Raw genomic sequence first — 16,889 nt, 5'->3', positions numbered from 1 at the left:
GGACTTCATGGTACAGTCCAAGATCGATTCGCTGCAGTCCGAGAATCAGGCGCTCAAGCTGGCGGCTTCGCAGGCCAACCAGAACAGCTACCTGACCGCAACGCTGGACGCGCAGACCAATGAGCTGATCCGCCGCATCAATCCGATGCCGGTACCGGCTTATCAGGTCCCCGCGCCGTATCCGTTCTGCGGCTCCGGCTATAGCTGTGGCTGCTGATTTCCGGCATTCGCCGTGATAACTTCGGGCGGCGGGCAATAGTCTGCCGCCCTTGATTTTCAGGAGGTAAAATTATGTCTTGCAAACCTGTATGTAAGCTGTGCCCCAATCTGGTGATCTCGCAGGCGGTGACGTTCACGGGCGGCAATCTGGAGATCAACCTTCCGGCTGGAAGTTACAACGACTGTGAGAAATACTGCATTGTTGTAGCGCAGGCAATCCCCGACACGACCACGATCAATGCGCCGGTGTATATCACCATCGGCACGGGTACGACGCTGTATCCGCTGACCAAGCGCAACTGTGCGCAGGTAACAGCGGCCGGCATCCGCACCCGCACGCGGTATTCGACCTGTGTTTCCACGTCCGCGACCGGCGGTTCGTTCCGGATGCTGGGCAATCCCTGCTGCGCACCCAGCAACAACCTTGCCAGCATTGACGGCGGTGCCGCTCCCGCACCCGCGACCAGAGGGGCGGTGAGCAAATGACGCGCACTGCAAAGATGATGATGCTTTCCGGCCGTGGCCGCCGCAGGATCGGCGTAGAATACGAGGATTACCCGCGCGATTATGTGGAGGACAAGTTCCGCGACCGTCGCGGCCGCGAACACTACGACGACGGGCGATTTGCCCCACGCTCCGAAATGATGGAGCCTTATGACCGCGGATACCGCCGGTACTCTGACGGACGGTTTGCGCCGAGAAGTGAGTACGATATGCAGGATCGGTATGGCGTACAGGATCGCTATATCCCGCCAGTTTATCACTATCCTATGTATAGGGAGGATTATGACATGCAGCCGATTGGGTTTCGTGATGATCGGATGGATATGCACGGCGGCTCTTATGTAGGCGATGAACTGCGCGGTGGGAATGGGCGCATGATGGGCCATGCACAAATGATGCGCGGCGTTGGAAAGATGGACCGCCAGACCGCAGAGGATTGGACGCGGCGCATGAAGAATGAGGACGGGACAACCGGCGCTCATTGGACGATGGAGCAGGCAGAACAGGTCATGCGTCAGCATGGTATCCAATGCGAGCCTGCTGAGTTTTATGCCGCGCTTAACATGCTCTACTCGGATTTCTGCGAGGTATTCAAGAAGCATGGCGTAAACAAGATCGACTTCTATGCCGATATGGCAAAGGCGTGGCTTGATGATAAGGATGCGGTAAGCGACAAGCTCTCTGCATATTACGAGTATATCGTGAAACATTGACTATGTTATGCTATTAAAAAGGGGGCTTCGGCCTCCTTTTTAATGTTGCACTTATTGTTGCACCAATGTCATAAAAGCCGCATAATACCTATATACAAATGCTGTATGCACGGCAGGCGCAGACCACCGCCCTGATTGAGACGGTGCAAAAAACCATCCGTTCCCTGAAAGGAGAGACAGAGATGAGCGATACGGAAAAATTTGAGGCGTTCAAACACAAAATCGTATGGGAGAACGAGGCACGGTACGGCGCCGAAGTGCGCGCCAAATACGGAGACGGGCAGGCCGACGCGGCGAACGCCGCGGTGCTGGCCATGACCGAGGCGGATTATGAGCGTTTCGAAGCGCTGAAGGACGAGGTGCAGCGAGCGCTGGAAGACGCGGTCCGCGCGGGGGACGATCCCAAGGGGCCGCCCGGAGAGCGCATTGTCCGGCTGCATAAAACCTGGCTGGGCATGACGTGGAGGGACTATACCGCGCAGGCGCACCGCGCGCTGGCCGCGGGTTACACGGCGGACGAACGGTTCACCGCCTATTACGACCGCAAGCTGGCCGGTTGCGCACAGTTCCTGTGCGACGCGGTACAGTATTGGGCGCGGTGAGGATAAGAAAAGGCGTAGGGCGGCATTGCCGCCCTACGCCTTTTCCTGCAGGTAACGCTTGATCTCCTCCAGAAAGGCCCCGCCGTAGCGTCTGGCCTTGGCCTCGCCCACGCCGCGCACGGCGAGCAGCTCAAATTCCGTGATGGGCTGGCGCGCCGCCATGTCACTCAGTGTGGCGTTGGAGAAAATGACGTAGGGCGGCACATGCGCCTTTTGCGCCAGCGCCGTGCGCAGGGCGCGCAGGCGGCCGAACAGGTCCTGGTCCATGGCCGCGCTGGACTCCGCGGCGCGGGCTGCGGGCGCCTTTTCGCGCGGCAGACGGAGGACGAAGGTATCCCGCCCGCGCATGAGCGCGTTACCGGACGGGGTGAGGAACAGCGCGTTGTACCGCGCCGGATCGGTCCGCAGATGTCCGCGCTCGATCAGCGCGTCGGTCAACTGGCGCACGCGCGCGGCGGTCGCGTCCGCCATGATGCCGTAGGTGGAGAGCGTGTCCAGCCGGAATTGATCGATCTTTTCGCTTTTGCTGCCGGTCAGTACGGCGGCGATGATCACCCGCCCGAAATGCAGGCCGCGCTCGCTCAGACGGTATACGCAGGACAGGATCTTTTGTGCCTCGACCGTCGCGTCCACCTGCTCGAAGGTGGTGTCGCAGTTGCCGCAGTGTCCGCAGGACAGAGGCGCCTCTTCCCCGAAATACCGCAGGATGGTCCGGCGCAGGCATTCGGTGGTTGTGGCGTAAAAGGTCATCCGGCGCAGCCGCTCCCGATCGCGTTCGAGCAGATGCTGGCGCACGGCTGGGGCGAGCGCATCGTCCTCGGCCTCGCGGCTGCGCTCAATCAGGAATTCCGCCGTATGCACATCCTGCCCGCTGTACAGCAGGATGCAGTCGGCCGGCTCTCCGTCGCGTCCGGCGCGGCCCGCCTCCTGATAATAACTCTCCATGTTTTTCGGCATGTTGTAGTGGATGACGAAGGACACGTTGGATTTGTCGATGCCCATGCCGAACGCATTGGTCGCCACCATGATGGGCCTGCGGTCGTAGAGGAAATCATCCTGGTTTAGCTGCCGCTCCTCCGCGGACAGTCCGGCGTGGTACCGCGTAGCGGGCAGGCGCTTGGACACCAGCATATCGCACACATCCTCCACGGCTTTGCGTGTGGCGCAGTACACGATGCCGCTTTTCCCCGCCCGTTCGGCCAGCAGCCGTAGCAGGGCGTTCGGCTTGGAGGAGGGGCGCTCGACCGAGAAGTACAGGTTGGGCCGGTCGAAGCCTGTGGTTTTGATGTAAGGCTCGCGCATGCCGAGCGCGCGTACGATATCGTCCCGCACCTGGGCGGTCGCCGTTGCGGTGAATGCGGAAACCAGGGGACGCGCGGGCAGGGCGGCGAGAAATTCCTCAATCTTGAGGTAGCTGGGGCGGAAGTCCTGTCCCCACTGGGAGATGCAGTGTGCCTCGTCCACCGTGAGCATGGCGATCGGCGTCCGGCGCGCAAAATCCAGAAATGCGGGGGCGGTCAGCCGTTCGGGCGCGATATACAGCAGGCGGCACGCACCGGCCTCGGCGGCATACAGGGCGTCGGCCATTTCCGCGGGCGGCATGGAGGAATTGACGCAGGCCGCGGGTACGCCCGCCTCGGCCAGCGCGCCGACCTGGTCCTTCATCAGGGAGATCAGCGGGGAAATGACCAGCGTCAGGCCGTCCAGCAGCAGGGCGGGTACCTGATAGCAGATCGATTTGCCGGCGCCGGTCGGCATGATGCCCAGCGTGTCGCGGCCGGAGAGGATGGACTGCACCAGCTCGCCCTGCCCAGGCCGGAACGAATCATAGCCGAAATATTGCTTTAAGATGCTTTGTGGGGTCTCCATGCGCGTAAGCTCCTTTGGTGGAATCACTTCTATCATACCACGCTGGACCGCGGAATGTAAAACAAAGAATCTGCCAGCCCCACCGGAAAGGCAAAAGCAGGGGGCGCTGAAAATCAGGATTTTCAGCGCCCCCTGCCGTGACAGGCATGTCCGGCCGTGAGCCGGCGATGCCCCGCCCGCCTGGAAGCGGCATGCCCCAGGCGAAAGACTTAGTACTGCTGGTCGTTTTTCTTATTCTGGGTATTCTGCTGGTTCTTGTTCTGCTCGTTGTTCTGCTGCTGGTTCGAGGTAGACGGGTTCTGGTTGCGGTTCTGCTTGCTCATAACGGAATCACCTCTTTTTTTGGATTTTTCGATGATAGTCTGCACCCGTTGTGCGGAAAATATACGCGTGGGTCTTGCGAAAAGCTGCAAAACCTGATAGAATCTATCTGCGCCGCACGGCGTTTTTCAGGTTTGTTTTAATTATTATAATGATAGAAAGAGGGACATCCATCATGTCGGGACATTCCAAGTGGCATAATATTGCCAAGCGCAAGGGCGCGAATGACGCGAAAAAGGCAAAGATATTCACCAAAATCGGCCGTGAGATGGCGATCGCCATCAAAGAGGGAGGCTCGGCGAATCCGGACTTCAACGCCCGCCTGCGCGACTGCATCGCCAAGGCCAAGGCCAACAATATGCCCAACGACAACATCAAGCGCACGCTGGACAAATACTCGGGTGCGAACGGCCAGGTCAACTACGAGGCCAACAACTATGAGGGCTACGGCGTGGGCGGCGTCGCCGTTGTTGTGGAAACGCTGACGGACAACAAAAACCGCACGGTCGCGGATGTGCGCCACCTGTTCGATAAGTATGGCGCGGGCTTGGGCGCCACCAACTGCGTATCCTGGCAGTTCGATAAAAAGGGCGTGATCATTATGGAGCGCGGCGAGCTGGACGAGGATACTGTGATGATGCAGGCGCTCGAGGCGGGCGCGGAGGATTTCCAGGCGGATGAGGAAACCTTTGAAATCTATACCACGCCGGACGATTTTTCCGCCGTGCGCGAGGCGCTCGAAACGCTGGGGTACTCCTTTGTCGAGGCCGAAGTGGAAATGGTGCCGCAGAACTATATCACCCTCGAAAAAGAGGAGGACATGGCCCAGATGCGCAAGCTGCTCGACAACTTGGAGGACAACGACGACGTGCAGGCGGTCTGGCACAACTGGGAGAACGAGGACGACTACGAGGGATAACGCAAGGCGGCTCTCCGCTTTGGAAAGGGATTTGCACCGGCGCAGCTTGGCTGTGCCGGTGCTTTTTGCAGAAAAATGATTATGCAGTTGGAAGAGGCGCGGGAATAGCTGTTCAAAATAAATGAAGAATTCTTGTTGATTTTCCCAATGGAAATTGTGAATATTGTAAATATTGCCCAAAAATAGGGGGGGGGGGTAGTCGTATATATCAATTGAATTTGCCAAATAAATATTGTACTATGTATACATAATACAACATACAAATTATTGTATTGGATGCCGGGGAAATGAAAGAATAGGGTGATTGTATATGAAAACATTTTCTATCCCGTACTATACCTCTGCCTTGGAACTGCATGTGGACGAGAAAAACCTCAAAGCGGAGCTGAATTCGCGGACGGACAGCTATGATGCCGGCAAAGGGGAAGCCGAGCTGGTTCGGGAGGCGCTCGCCAATCCGATCGGCACACCGCGGCTGTGCGAGTTGGCAAAGGGCAAGAACCGGATCGTACTGGTTACGAGCGACCATACCCGCGCTGTACCCAGCAAGCTGACGCTGCCGCTGCTGCTGGAGGAGATCCGCCGCGGCAATCCGGAGGCGGATATCACCATCCTGATCGCCACCGGCCTGCACCGTGCGACCACGGAGGAGGAGCAGCGCCGCATGTTCGGCGATGCCATCGTGGACAACGAAAAGATCGTGGTCAATCAGGCGTTCGTGGACGAGGATTTCGAAAAGGTGTGCGACCTGCCTTCGGGCGCGGAGCTGTGGGTGAACAAGGTCGCGCTGCACTGCGACCTGCTGGTGACCGAGGGATTTATCGAGCCGCATTTCTTCGCCGGATTCTCGGGCGGGCGCAAAAGCATCCTGCCCGGCATCTGCAACGCGGCGACCGTGAACGAAAACCACTCGTACAAGGCGATTTCCAGCCCGTATTCCACAACAGGCGTGCTGGAGCATAACCCCATCCATGAGGATATGGTATGCGCGGCGCGCGCGGTCAATGTGCAGTTTATCATGAACGTTGCGCTCAACGCGGAAAAGAAAGTGATCGCGGCCTTTGCGGGCGACCTGGAGCAGGCGCACGAAAAGGGCGTGACGTTCGTGCGCAGCCTGGCGCAGTGCCCGAGTGTGGAGGGGGATATCGTCATCACCTCGAACGGCGGCTACCCGTTGGACCAGAACCTCTATCAAAGCCCCAAGGCGGTCGCGACCGCGGAGGCCTGCTGTCGGGAGGGCGGCGTCATTATCATGTGCGCCTCCTGCTGCGACGGGATGGGAGGCACGCATTTTGAAAAGCTGATCGTGAAGGGGACGGTGGACGAGATCGACGCGTACCTTTCCAAAATCCCGCCTAAGGAAACCATCCCCGAACAGTGGTGCGCGCAGATTTTCGCGCGCATCCTGAAAAAACACAAAGTCATTCTGGTCACCACCTATCTGGATCATGAGCTGGTCCGCAAGGCGAACATGATACCGGCTTCCACGCCGGATGAGGCGCTGGAAATGGCGTATGAGATCATGGGCCGTGACGCGGAGGTCGTCGTCATTCCGGACGGCGTGGCGGTCCTCGCGGTAAAGGAGTAAGGAGGAACGGTTATGGAAGAGTTGAAGCTTGCGCTTAAGGTCGACGACCTGGATAACGTCGCCACGATTTTTGCCGACGCAATCACAGACGGAACAAGGGTTGAGGTGCGGGATAAGAAAGGGAATATGGAGGAGATCACCGTACACGGCGATGTGCCGTATGGCCATAAGATCGCGTTATGCAATATCGCCAGGGGAGAGCACATCATGAAATACGGCGAGTGCATCGGCGCGGCAAGCTGCGACATCAAAAAGGGCGATTACGTCCATGTACACAATCTTGAGGCGCTGCGCGGCCGCGGTGACCTTTGAGGAGGAATTACGTTATGAGCTATACGTTTCAGGGCTACCGGCGCGCGAACGGCACGTTCGGCGCGCGCAATCTGGTAGCGGTCATTCCGAGCGTTATCTGCGCCAACGACGTGGGCCAGGCGATCTGCCGGCAGGTGCAGGGAACGATCGGCTATTTCCATCATCAGGGCTGCTGCCAGCTGCCGATCGACCTCAAGCGGGTGACGGATACGCTGTCCAACCTCGGGCAGAGCCCGAACGTCGGCGCGGCGCTGATCGTCAGCCTCGGCTGCGAGGGAACCGACCACGAGCGGCTGGTGGAGGAGATCCGCGCGACCGGCAAGCCGGTCGAGATCATCCGCATCCAGGAGCTTGGCGGCACCTCGCGGGCGATCCAGGCGGGCATTGACGCGGCGCAGCGGCTGGTGCAGCAGATCTCCGGCCTGCAGCGCGAGCCGGCCGATATTTCAAACGTAATCATGTCCATCAAGTGCGGCGCGTCGGATACCACCTCCGGCATGGCCTCCAACTGCGTGATCGGCTATGTGGCGGATAAGCTGGTCGACCTGGGCGCAACTGTTGTCTTCGGCGAGACGACCGAATTCCTCGGTGGCGAGCATATCCTCGCGCGGCGTGCGGTCGGCGGCGAGGACGGGCCGGTCGGCCGGAAGATCTACGAGATCGTCGATCGCATGGAAAAGCGTGCGAAATCGGTCGGCGAGGACATGCGCGGTGGCCAGCCGACGCCCGGCAATATCGCGGGCGGGCTGTCCAGCATCGAGGAAAAGAGCCTGGGCGCGATCGTCAAAAGCGGTCACCGTCCGATCCAGGGCGTGCTGGAATACACCGACCGCGTGACCGACCAGAAGGGGCTCTGGATCAAGGACGCGCCCGGCCGTGAGCCGGAGATCCTGACCGGCATGGCCGCCACGGGTGCACAGATCATGCTGTTTTCGACCGGACGCGGCGCGCCGCAGGGCTTCCCCTCCATGCCGGTCGTCAAGATCTGCGGCAACCCCAATACATATGAGCGCATGCAGCACGATATGGACCTGAACGCGGGCCGCATCATCACGGGTGAAAAGACCATTGAAGAGGTCGGCGAAGAGGCGTTCGAGCTGCTGATACGCGTGCTGTCGGGCGAAATGACGAAGAACGAGGCGCTGGGCTATTTCGGCTCGATGGACATTTTCTGTCTCGGTCCGGTCATTTGACCATAGGGGCTGTGGATACAGCTTTGCGGCCGGAGCGGAAAGGGGGATGGGCCATCGCCGGAATCGGATTGGAAGATGAGGAAGATAAGAAAAAGACGAGTGAATAAGGGGGTAAAAACATGCTAAATCCTGTAGTAGCAATGCTGATCGGTATTGTTGTGATGATGGTGCTGATCATTTTTACCAAGATGCACGCGTTCCCGTCGCTGATTATTTCGGCGATCCTGATCGCGGTGCTGGCGATGCCGTTCGGCGAGGTTTCGTCACTGACCCAGTGCGTCAGCACGGTGACAACCGGCTTCGGCAACACGATGGCAAGTATCGGCGTGGTAATTGGCTTTGGCTGTATCATGGGCATCTTTCTGGAAAAGAGCGGCGCGGCCAAGCGCATGGCGCTGACCATCCTCAAGGCGGTTGGCGTGAAGAACTGCGACGTCGTGCTTGGCCTGACCGGCTGGGTCGTTTCCATACCCGTGTTTTGTGATTCCGGCTTCGTTATCCTGTCCTCGCTGGCCAAGGAATTCTCCCGACTGACCAAGAGGTCCATGGTCGGTCTGGGCGGTATCCTCGGCATGGGCCTGTACATCACGCACTTTATGGTGCCGCCGACCCCAGGCCCGCTGGCAGTCGTCAGCACGTTCCAGGAAAACGGTCTGGGTATCGATCTGGGCATGTTTATCCTGTGCGGCATCGGTATCTCAATCCCGTTGTTTGCCTTTGCGGTACCGTTGTTCCGCCACTTCGGCAAGAAATACCCCAATCTGGTTGTCCCGTATGAGATCGACCGCTCCCAGTACAGCGAAGCGCAACTCCGCGTGCTCGACCGCATCAACGAAAAGTATCAGAAGAACGAAGACCTTGTTACCGAGGACTTTGCGGATCTGCTGGCGGCGGAAAAGCTGCCGAGCGCGTTTATGTCCTTTGCAACGCTGCTGGTACCGATCGTACTGATCTTCGCCAACACGCTGGTCGGCCAGATCTCCTCGCTGCAAGGCACCATGGTCGCCAACGTCGTCCAGTTCCTTGGCCAGCCGGTCATCGCGCTGTTCATCTCCCTGTGTATGGGCGCGTTCCTGCTCTGCAGGGATTACGACAAGAAGACCTGTGTCAATCTGATGCAGGAGGCCTGCCGCGACGCTGGTCCGATCGTGTTCATCACTGCCGCGGGCGGCGCGCTGGGCGCGGTCATCAACGCGACCGGCGCTGCCAAGATGATGGCGGACGCGATCGTTGCCGCGGGCGTTCCCGGCATACTGGTTCCGATCATCATCGGCGTGATCATGCGTTTCCCGCAGGGTTCCGGTACGACCGCGATGATCACCGGCTCCGCGATTATCGCCCCGATGGTGGCGGCCGGTCTGGCAGTCAATCCGTATCTGGCGGCGATGGCGCTCTGCCTGACCACCATGTGTCCAAGCTACCTGAACGACTCGTATTTCCACGTTGTCACGAACTTCTCCGGCATGGATATCAAGACCAGCCTCAAAACCTGGTCGGTCGGCTCTATCCTGATTCCGGCTTTCGGCTCATGCATTTTCATCGTCCTGTCGTTCTTCATCCACTAAGGGACAAAGCAAATAAAAATGGCTGCCGCAAATGCGGCAGCCATTTGTCTGCGGGGATCATTTCTTTTTTTCGAGCTGCTCCTTGATGCAGGAGCGGGCCAGCTCCAGATGCCGGCGGTTGACGCTCTCGGCCAGCTCGGCGTCGCCCCGAATGATGGCGTGTATAACCTGCCGGTGCTCGTCCTGGGATTCCTCGAAGCGCTGGCGGATGTTGAGGGAAAGCACGCGGAACTGCTGGTTCATCGAGCCGACGCGGTAGTAGGCCGAGCTGACGATGCTGTTGTTGCCGAGGGAGACGATTTCGTTGTGCAGCTGCTCGTCCACGCGGGCGTAAGCATCCAGGTCGCCCGCGTCGATCATGGTCTGTAGGTCCTCCAGAATGTCGAGCAGCCGCTGGATATGGGTGGAAGTCAGGTTGGCACGGCTGTTGCGGATGCCGTAACCCTCCAGCAGCACACGCATATCAAAGATCTCGTCGATATCCTTACAGGTGAACTCCTTGACGAACGTCCCCTTGTTAGGGATGCTGACGAGCAGCCCGTCCGACGCGAGACGGAGCAGGGCCTCGCGCACCGGACTGCGGCTGACGCCGAGCTGCTCGCAAAGCTCGGCCTCCTGCAGCCAGTAGCCGGGCGCGTACAGCCCGTTGCAGATGTTTTTGCGCAGGATCGCGTAAACCTGATCCGCAATGGTTTGAATCGGCCTGTTTTTTGGCATAATTCCGCCTCCTGACTTGAGTCGGGGAGCTATTCCCTGTATACTTTTATATTATATGGATTTCCTCTGATTTTGCAAGATAGGCCCCGCCGGGGCGCTGTTTGGAAAGGATGGTTTGAGCGCTATGAAAATTCGTGAGGACGCGGCGCGCATTATCGACGCTTCGATCCGCGCCGTGCTGCCGGACGAGGCGGTGGCGCGCGCGCTGAAAGGGTTTACGCCCCCGACCGGCCGGCTGGTCCTGGTCGCGCTGGGCAAGGCAGCCTGGCAGATGGCGAAGGCCGCTGCCGGCTGTCTGGGCGGCGCGGTGTCGGACGGTATCGTGATCACCAAATACGGCCACGCGGGTGGCGATATCCCGGGCCTGCGTATTCGGGAGGCGGGACATCCAGTGCCTGACTGGAATTCGTTCGACGCCACCGACGAGGCGATACGGCTGGTGGAGCCGCTGGGGGAAAACGACCTGGTCCTTCTGCTCATATCGGGCGGCGGCTCGGCGCTGTTTGAAAAGCCGCTTTGCGGGCCGGAGGCGCTCGCGGACCTGACTGGCCAGCTTCTGCGCTGCGGCGCGGATATCGTTGAGATGAACACGCTGCGCAAGCGGGTCAGTGCGGTCAAGGGTGGACGGTTCGCGCAGCTCTGCGCGCCCGCGCGGGTGTTCGCCATCGTGCTGTCGGACATCGTGGGCGACCCGCTGGACATGATCGCTTCCGGACCGGCCTATCCGGACCGCTCGACCGCGGAGCAGGCACACGCGGTCGTGGAAAAATACGGGCTGCGGCTCCCGCCGGAGGTGCTGCCGCTGCTCGACCGGCCGCTGCCGCGCCGTCTGGATCATGTGGAAACGCGGGTCACCGGCTCGGTGCGCGAATTGTGCGCGGCGGCGGCAGGCGCGTGCCGCGCGCTGGGCTATGAAACGACCGTGCTGACCGCGAGCCTGTGTTGCGAAGCGCGGGAGGCGGGCAGCTTCCTCGCGTCGGTCGCGCAGTACCATGCGGATACAGTAAAGCCGCTTGCGTTTATCGCGGGCGGCGAAACCGTCGTGCATATCACAGGCACGGGGCTGGGCGGCCGCAATCAGGAGGTTGCGCTTTCCGCCGCGCGCGGGATTGCGGGACTGGTGGGCGCGGCCGTGTTTTCGGTCGGCTCGGACGGGACGGACGGTCCTACCGACGCGGCGGGCGGCTTGGTGGACGGGACGACCTGCGGCCGTCTTGCCGCGCAGGGCATATCCATCGACCGCGTGCTGTCGGATAACGACGCCTATCATGCGCTTGCACGGGTGGACGGGCTGATTAAGACCGGACCCACGGGAACCAACGTCAACGACGTATCCGTGCTGCTGCTGCGCCCGCGGGCCTGAACGCGGCGAAGATGGCCTGCTTATATTATAGCATGCCAAGGGGAAAAGGTAAAGCGAGCCGCCGGCAGCAAAAAAACGCCGCAGTTTTTTCTCCTGCACGCTTTCCCTTTGTCGGAAAAGCGTGTATAATGAGGGCGCAGACTGCTGACGCCAACAAAGAAAGGAAGAGCTGTTATGGCGGATTTCGTATCCCATCATTTGTTCGGAGAGCAGGCGCTCGCGGTTTTTCCGGCTCCGGTGCAGGCGCTTGCCGAAAGCCGTCCGGCCTGCTTTTACTGGGGCTGCCAAGGGCCGGACCCGCTGTTTTACCGGAAAGTCCTGTTCGGCAGTCCGCTGCATAAGCTGGGCAACCGGATGCATTCCGAGCGGACGGACCGGCTGTTCGCGGCACTCGCGCACGGCGTACACGACCTGACCGGCGCGGCCCATGAGATCGCCAGCGCGTATTTTTACGGCTTCCTGTGCCACTATGCGCTCGACAGCGAGATACACCCGTATGTATACTGCCGGCAGGAGCAGATCCGTTCCGTGGACACGCGCCTGTCCGGCTCCGCGGTCCATTGTCAGATCGAAAGCGATATCGATTCCCTGGTATATGAGCGCGTGCGCCGCGCGCCGGTCACAACCTTTTCACCGGCGGATTCCTACACGCTGGAGGCTGAGGAGAAGGCCGTGCTTGCCGCGCTGCTCCACGCGGTGCTGAAAGCGGTATATGGGGCGGACGCGCCGCCGTACAGCCTCCGGCGGGCGTTTGACGAGATGCTGGCGTGGGAAACGTTTTTCTATTCGGAGAGCCGCGGCATATACCGCGCCGCACAGCGGCTGGAGCGCCTTGCCGGACGCGGCGCGCTGCTGACCGGCCATATGAAGACCGAGCTACCCGCATGGGACGCGCTCAATCTGGAGCATGAGCCGTGGGGCAGCCTGTGGACGCCGGGGGAGGTGCGCACGGATTCCGTACCCGAGCTGTTCGGCCTAGCGCGCATCCGCGCCGCGTCGCTCGCGGGACAGTATGCCGCCCAGTTTGACGCGGGCTGGCTGCTGCGGTACCATTTCGACGCGCCGTTCGACAACGGCAACCCCAAGCGGCTCGCCGCGCAGACAGAATAGCAGTACGGGGGACGCGCAGACGCGCGTCCCCTTTCCGCTGCTCACGCGCGAAAACGTTAGTCGCGGCTACTTTTTGCGCGTCTGGTTGCATCCCGCAGGCACCTATGCTAAAATATAAGGAAATTCCGGCGGGGGAGGGGCTGTCAGCCGTGAAAGGCGTTTGGTACTATCTGCTTGTGGTCAGTGCGATCGGCGCGCTGGTCAGCATATATGATAAAATAGCCGCGAGGAATGGATGGGGGCGTGTGCCGGAGCGCACGCTGTTTTTCTGGGCCCTGGTCGGCGGCGGGCCGGGCGTGTATGCGAGCATGCTGCTGATCCGCCACAAAACGCTGCACCGCAGCTTTATGTTAGGCATCCCAGCAATTATGATATTACAATTAGTAATTTGTATGGGCATATATAATATTCTGTATACGAGGGGGATGCTATGACCAGCCTGTTGATCCGCCTGTTTGTGAAGGATGCGGAAAATACGCGGGACGCCCGCGTGCGGGAGCGCTATGGTGTGCTGTCCGGCGCGGTGGGTATCGCGTGCAACCTGTTCCTGTTTGCGCTCAAAATGGCGATCGGCCTGCTCAGCGGCGCGATTTCCATTGCCGCGGATGCGTTCAATAACCTGTCGGACGGCCTTTCCTGCCTGATTTCGATTGTGGGCTTCAAGGTTTCCGGCAAGGAGCCGGACGCAAAGCATCCGTTCGGTTATGGGCGCACGGAATATATCGCGGGGCTGATCGTATCGTTTATCATCGTCCTGGTCGGCTTTGAGTTTCTGAAAACCTCGGCCAGCCGTATCCTCCATCCAGAGCCGGTCGAGGCATCGCCCATCCTGATCGCCATTCTCGCGGTTTCCATGGCAGTCAAGCTGTGGATGGGTGCGTTCAACGTGGGGATCGGCCGCCGGATCGATTCGCCCGTGCTGATGGCCGCGGGGCAGGACAGCCGGAACGATGTCATCACGACCGGCGTGGTCGTGGTCGGCATGATTGCGGGCCGTTTCACCACCCTGCCGGTGGACGGCTATATAGGGGTGCTGGTGGCGCTGTTCATCATCTGGGCGGGCGCCGGTATCGCGCGCGATACGGTCGCGCCGCTGCTCGGTGAGGCCGCGGACCCCGAGGTTGCGAAAAGCATCGAGCGCATTGTGATGGATTCGGACTACATCGTGGGCGTACACGACCTGATCGTCCATAATTACGGCGCGGGGCGCTCGCTGGCGTCACTCCATGCGGAAGTGCCGAGCGATTCCGACTTTGTCGCCGTGCATGAGGTGATCGACGAGGCGGAGAAACGGGTTTGGCAGCAGACAGGGGTATATGTGGTTATCCACATGGACCCGATCGACGTCAACAACGCGCATGTCGCCGCGCTGCGCGAGCAGGCGGACGCCGTGCTGCGGTCGATCGACGAAAGGCTCTCCATGCACGATTTCCGCGTTGTGGACGGGGAACGGCAGATCAACCTGATTTTTGACGTGGTCGTCCCGTTCAGCTACGACAACGATGCAAAGCGGGAGCTGATGATGCGGATTCGGGACCAGCTGAAAAAAATCGACTGGCGGTATAATCCGGTGGTTACGTTCGACCATCAGATGTAATGCCCGTCGGAAAAACGGCCGCCCAGCGGCCGTTTTATTTTGCATGGCTAGGGCATCCATGATACAATATAAAAACGAATAGAGAAAAGGACGGAGGTTTTCCATGCTTTTACTGCAAAACGGACGGGTGCTTGACCCCTACACAGGCACGGACGCGCCGCGCGACGTGCTGATCGGGGACGACGGTGTGATCGCGGCGGTGTCCAAGCGGCTCCAGCCGCCGCCGGGCTGCGAGTGCTGGGACGCGGCCGGACTGACGGTTTCCCCCGGATTTGTGGATGGGCATGTGCATTTCCGCGATCCGGGGCAGACGGAAAAGGAGGACGTGCTCACCGGCGCTGCTGCTGCTGCCGCAGGCGGCTACGCGACCGTGATCTGCATGGCGAATACCCTGCCCGCATGCGATACGCCTGAAACAATCCGGTATGTGACTGAAAAGGCGCGGGGCTGCGCGGTGCAGGTTCTGCAGGCGGGCGCGGTGACAAAGGGTCTGAAGGGGCGGGAGCTGACCGACTTCGGGGCGCTCAAGGCCGCGGGCGCGCCCTGTCTGACCGACGACGGCCTTAACCTGACGGACGCAGGCCTGTGTCGGGAGGCGATGGCGCGCGCGGCGGCACAGGATATCCTTTTGTCGTTCCATGAGGAGGAGCCGTCCCTCGTACCCTCGCCCGGCGTGAATTACGGCTCCAAGGCGGCGAAGGAGTTTGGGGTGCCGGGCGCGATGGCAAGCGCGGAAAGCGCGATGATCGCACGCGATATTGCGCTCGCGCTGGACACGGGCGCACGGGTCCTGTTCCAGCATGTCAGCTCGGCACAGTCGGTCGCGCTGATCCGCGCGGGCAAGGCGCTGGGCGCGCGGATCTATGCGGAGGTCACGCCGCACCACCTTTCCCTGACCGAGGCGGATGTTTGCACGCACGGAGCCTATGCGCGGATGAATCCGCCGCTCCGCACGGAGGCTGACCGCGAGGCGCTGATCGGCGCGCTTGCGGACGGTACGATCGACATGGTCGCCACCGACCACGCGCCGCATACGGCGGAGGAAAAGGCGCGCGAATTCGCCAAGGCCCCGTCGGGCATCACGGGGCTGGAAACCGCGTTTTCCGTATGCAATACGTTTCTGGTGCAGACCGGACGCCTGTCGCCCATGCAGTTGGTGGAGCGGATGAGCCGGACGCCCGCGGAGCTGTACGGACTGTCCGGCCGCGCGGTACGCGAGGGGAACTTCGCCCGCCTGGTGCTGCTGGACTGGAAGCGGGAGACCGTGTACCGGAGCTACCGCTCGAAAGCGGCCAACACGCCGTACACCGGCATGCCGCTGACCGGCGCGCCGCGCGCGATCGTGACTGGCGCAAAGGTCACGGCGCGGTGACAAAACGGCTGCGCCGGAAAATCCGGCCGCAGGACAACGACACAAGATAGGAAGCAGCAACATGTCTATTGCGAGAGAAGAATTGCGGATCGGCGGTATTCCCGCGCTCGTGCTGGGCGAGCCGTCCAATCAAGTGTATTTATATGTACACGGCCAAAACGGGAATAAAGAGGAGGCGTGCGGCGTTGCCGAAAGCCTGCAGCGGTATGGGTGCCAGACCTTGAGCCTAGACCTGCCGGGGCATGGGGAACGGGCGGACGAGATGCCTTTCTTTGACCCGTGGCACGTCGCACCGGAGCTGGCCGCGGTGATGCGGTTTGCTGAGGCGCGCTGGAAAGGGATTTCCCTGTTCGCAAACAGCATCGGGGCGTGGTTTGGCATGCTGGGCCTGCGCGGCAAGCGCCTGGACCGCTGTCTGTTTGTCTCGCCTGTCCTCGATATGAAGCGGCTGCTGCAAAAAATGATGGGCTGGGCGGACGTTTCAGAGGAACGGCTCAGGCAGGAGCGCGTGATCCCAACCGATTTTGGGCAGACCTTGTCGTGGGAGTATTGGGAATATGCGGCGTCCCATCCGATCACGGCATGGGAAAGCCCCACGGAAATATTATACGGCGGCAGCGATGCCCTGATAGATCGTGATACCGTAGAGCAGTTCGCCCAGCGGTTTCGCTGTGGCTTGACGGTGATGGAAAACGGCGAGCATTGGTTCCACACGCAGGAGCAGATGGATTTCCTGCACCGTTGGCTCGAACGAAGCGCCGCGGCTAACGGCACTCAGACCCGTTAGCCCGCCAAACGACAGTGCCGCCCTCGCTTTTCCATTTAATCAAAAATAACAGGCCGAGAAAAAATTGCCAGAGCCGCGCCGGTGGAAAATCCCGCATATTTGTCCGCGTTGCTGTCATACTACCTGTACAACCAGAAA

At 60.4% G+C, this 16,889-nt stretch carries 16 protein-coding genes and 1 pseudogene; 15 read left to right on the top strand and 2 right to left on the bottom strand.

All coding sequences use genetic code 11. From position 1 onward, the window contains the following. The 4 genes and pseudogenes from H8S45_RS12725 to H8S45_RS12710 form a co-directional block, all read left to right on the top strand. Positions 1 to 217, top strand: a pseudogene (locus tag H8S45_RS12725) (hypothetical protein); the annotation flags it as partial. Between the two features lie 74 nt (positions 218 to 291). Beyond that, positions 292 to 705 (top strand): hypothetical protein, encoded by a 414-nt coding sequence (locus tag H8S45_RS12720; protein WP_186950156.1) that lies wholly within the window; start codon positions 292 to 294, stop codon positions 703 to 705. Further along, complete coding sequence (locus tag H8S45_RS12715; protein ID WP_186950154.1) at positions 702 to 1,436, top strand: DUF7841 family protein; 735 nt, start codon at positions 702 to 704, stop codon at positions 1,434 to 1,436. The genes H8S45_RS12720 and H8S45_RS12715 overlap by 4 nt, the downstream gene beginning before the upstream one ends. 182 nt (positions 1,437 to 1,618) lie before the next feature. Continuing rightward, positions 1,619 to 2,038 carry a TipAS antibiotic-recognition domain-containing protein gene (locus H8S45_RS12710; protein ID WP_186950152.1) on the top strand — a complete coding sequence of 140 codons (420 nt, stop codon included), beginning with the start codon at positions 1,619 to 1,621 and terminating at the stop codon, positions 2,036 to 2,038. A gap of 33 nt (positions 2,039 to 2,071) precedes the next feature. Here H8S45_RS12710 and recQ read toward each other — a convergent pair whose 3' ends face one another. Then, the gene (recQ, locus tag H8S45_RS12705) at positions 2,072 to 3,907 is read right to left on the bottom strand and encodes a DNA helicase RecQ (RefSeq protein WP_054327984.1); all 1,836 of its coding nucleotides are present in this window, start codon (positions 3,905 to 3,907) and stop codon (positions 2,072 to 2,074) included. Positions 3,908 to 4,403: 496 nt separating this feature from the next. Between recQ and H8S45_RS12700 the strand changes: the two genes are divergently transcribed. The 5 genes from H8S45_RS12700 (at position 4,404) to H8S45_RS12680 (ending at position 9,805) form a co-directional block, all read left to right on the top strand. Then, entirely contained in the window at positions 4,404 to 5,147 is a 744-nt protein-coding gene (locus H8S45_RS12700) for a YebC/PmpR family DNA-binding transcriptional regulator (protein ID WP_054327983.1), read from the top strand. 310 nt (positions 5,148 to 5,457) lie between these two features. Next, complete coding sequence (gene larA / locus H8S45_RS12695) at positions 5,458 to 6,735, top strand: nickel-dependent lactate racemase (protein ID WP_054327982.1); 1,278 nt, start codon at positions 5,458 to 5,460, stop codon at positions 6,733 to 6,735. A gap of 12 nt (positions 6,736 to 6,747) precedes the next feature. After that, the gene (locus H8S45_RS12690; RefSeq protein ID WP_107631136.1) at positions 6,748 to 7,047 is read left to right on the top strand and encodes a UxaA family hydrolase; all 300 of its coding nucleotides are present in this window, start codon (positions 6,748 to 6,750) and stop codon (positions 7,045 to 7,047) included. Between the two features lie 14 nt (positions 7,048 to 7,061). Then, the gene (locus H8S45_RS12685) at positions 7,062 to 8,240 is read left to right on the top strand and encodes a UxaA family hydrolase (RefSeq protein ID WP_054327981.1); all 1,179 of its coding nucleotides are present in this window, start codon (positions 7,062 to 7,064) and stop codon (positions 8,238 to 8,240) included. A 119-nt stretch (positions 8,241 to 8,359) separates the two neighbouring features. Continuing rightward, positions 8,360 to 9,805: a GntP family permease gene (locus tag H8S45_RS12680; RefSeq protein ID WP_082397318.1), complete on the top strand. Its 1,446-nt coding sequence runs from the start codon at positions 8,360 to 8,362 to the stop codon at positions 9,803 to 9,805. 57 nt (positions 9,806 to 9,862) lie between these two features. On the opposite strand, the gene H8S45_RS12675 is transcribed toward H8S45_RS12680, so the two are convergent. After that, a complete protein-coding gene (locus H8S45_RS12675) occupies positions 9,863 to 10,522 on the bottom strand; it encodes a GntR family transcriptional regulator (RefSeq protein ID WP_107631135.1) in 660 nt (219 codons plus the stop codon). A gap of 124 nt (positions 10,523 to 10,646) precedes the next feature. Here H8S45_RS12675 and H8S45_RS12670 point away from each other — a divergent pair, with 124 nt between their 5' ends. The 6 genes from H8S45_RS12670 to H8S45_RS12645 all read left to right on the top strand — a co-directional run bounded on the left by H8S45_RS12670 (position 10,647) and on the right by H8S45_RS12645 (position 16,751). Further along, positions 10,647 to 11,885: a glycerate kinase type-2 family protein gene (locus H8S45_RS12670; RefSeq protein ID WP_107631134.1), complete on the top strand. Its 1,239-nt coding sequence runs from the start codon at positions 10,647 to 10,649 to the stop codon at positions 11,883 to 11,885. Between the two features lie 174 nt (positions 11,886 to 12,059). Further along, positions 12,060 to 12,995, top strand: a complete 936-nt coding sequence (locus H8S45_RS12665) for a zinc dependent phospholipase C family protein (protein WP_054327977.1) — start codon at positions 12,060 to 12,062, stop codon at positions 12,993 to 12,995. Between the two features lie 149 nt (positions 12,996 to 13,144). After that, the gene (locus tag H8S45_RS12660; protein ID WP_159068094.1) at positions 13,145 to 13,429 is read left to right on the top strand and encodes a DUF1294 domain-containing protein; all 285 of its coding nucleotides are present in this window, start codon (positions 13,145 to 13,147) and stop codon (positions 13,427 to 13,429) included. Next, positions 13,426 to 14,592 (top strand): cation diffusion facilitator family transporter, encoded by a 1,167-nt coding sequence (locus tag H8S45_RS12655; protein WP_054327975.1) that lies wholly within the window; start codon positions 13,426 to 13,428, stop codon positions 14,590 to 14,592. The genes H8S45_RS12660 and H8S45_RS12655 overlap by 4 nt, the downstream gene beginning before the upstream one ends. 103 nt (positions 14,593 to 14,695) lie before the next feature. Next, positions 14,696 to 15,964, top strand: a complete 1,269-nt coding sequence (locus H8S45_RS12650) for a dihydroorotase (RefSeq protein ID WP_054327974.1) — start codon at positions 14,696 to 14,698, stop codon at positions 15,962 to 15,964. Between the two features lie 61 nt (positions 15,965 to 16,025). Beyond that, a complete protein-coding gene (locus H8S45_RS12645) occupies positions 16,026 to 16,751 on the top strand; it encodes an alpha/beta hydrolase (protein WP_107631131.1) in 726 nt (241 codons plus the stop codon). Positions 16,752 to 16,889: the final 138 nt, after the last annotated feature.

The sequence above is a fragment of the Agathobaculum faecis genome, assembly GCF_014287995.1.
Classification (GTDB): domain Bacteria; phylum Bacillota; class Clostridia; order Oscillospirales; family Butyricicoccaceae; genus Agathobaculum; species Agathobaculum ammoniilyticum.
Note: the sequence above shows the minus strand (reverse complement) of the source record. Positions and strands in the feature narration are given on the sequence as shown.

Excerpts from the sequence above, each read along its gene's own strand:
- H8S45_RS12720 (WP_186950156.1), top strand. The coding sequence starts at position 292 with ATGTCTTGCAAACCTGTATGTAAGCTGTGCCCCAATCTGGTGATCTCG.
- larA (WP_054327982.1), top strand. The coding sequence starts at position 5,458 with ATGAAAACATTTTCTATCCCGTACTATACCTCTGCCTTGGAACTGCAT.
- H8S45_RS12670 (WP_107631134.1), top strand. The coding sequence starts at position 10,647 with ATGAAAATTCGTGAGGACGCGGCGCGCATTATCGACGCTTCGATCCGC.
- H8S45_RS12710 (WP_186950152.1), top strand. The coding sequence starts at position 1,619 with ATGAGCGATACGGAAAAATTTGAGGCGTTCAAACACAAAATCGTATGG.
- H8S45_RS12680 (WP_082397318.1), top strand. The coding sequence starts at position 8,360 with ATGCTAAATCCTGTAGTAGCAATGCTGATCGGTATTGTTGTGATGATG.
- H8S45_RS12700 (WP_054327983.1), top strand. The coding sequence starts at position 4,404 with ATGTCGGGACATTCCAAGTGGCATAATATTGCCAAGCGCAAGGGCGCG.
- H8S45_RS12675 (WP_107631135.1), bottom strand. The coding sequence starts at position 10,522 with ATGCCAAAAAACAGGCCGATTCAAACCATTGCGGATCAGGTTTACGCG.
- H8S45_RS12690 (WP_107631136.1), top strand. The coding sequence starts at position 6,748 with ATGGAAGAGTTGAAGCTTGCGCTTAAGGTCGACGACCTGGATAACGTC.
- recQ (WP_054327984.1), bottom strand. The coding sequence starts at position 3,907 with ATGGAGACCCCACAAAGCATCTTAAAGCAATATTTCGGCTATGATTCG.
- H8S45_RS12645 (WP_107631131.1), top strand. The coding sequence starts at position 16,026 with ATGTCTATTGCGAGAGAAGAATTGCGGATCGGCGGTATTCCCGCGCTC.
- H8S45_RS12715 (WP_186950154.1), top strand. The coding sequence starts at position 702 with ATGACGCGCACTGCAAAGATGATGATGCTTTCCGGCCGTGGCCGCCGC.
- H8S45_RS12650 (WP_054327974.1), top strand. The coding sequence starts at position 14,696 with ATGCTTTTACTGCAAAACGGACGGGTGCTTGACCCCTACACAGGCACG.
- H8S45_RS12655 (WP_054327975.1), top strand. The coding sequence starts at position 13,426 with ATGACCAGCCTGTTGATCCGCCTGTTTGTGAAGGATGCGGAAAATACG.
- H8S45_RS12685 (WP_054327981.1), top strand. The coding sequence starts at position 7,062 with ATGAGCTATACGTTTCAGGGCTACCGGCGCGCGAACGGCACGTTCGGC.
- H8S45_RS12665 (WP_054327977.1), top strand. The coding sequence starts at position 12,060 with ATGGCGGATTTCGTATCCCATCATTTGTTCGGAGAGCAGGCGCTCGCG.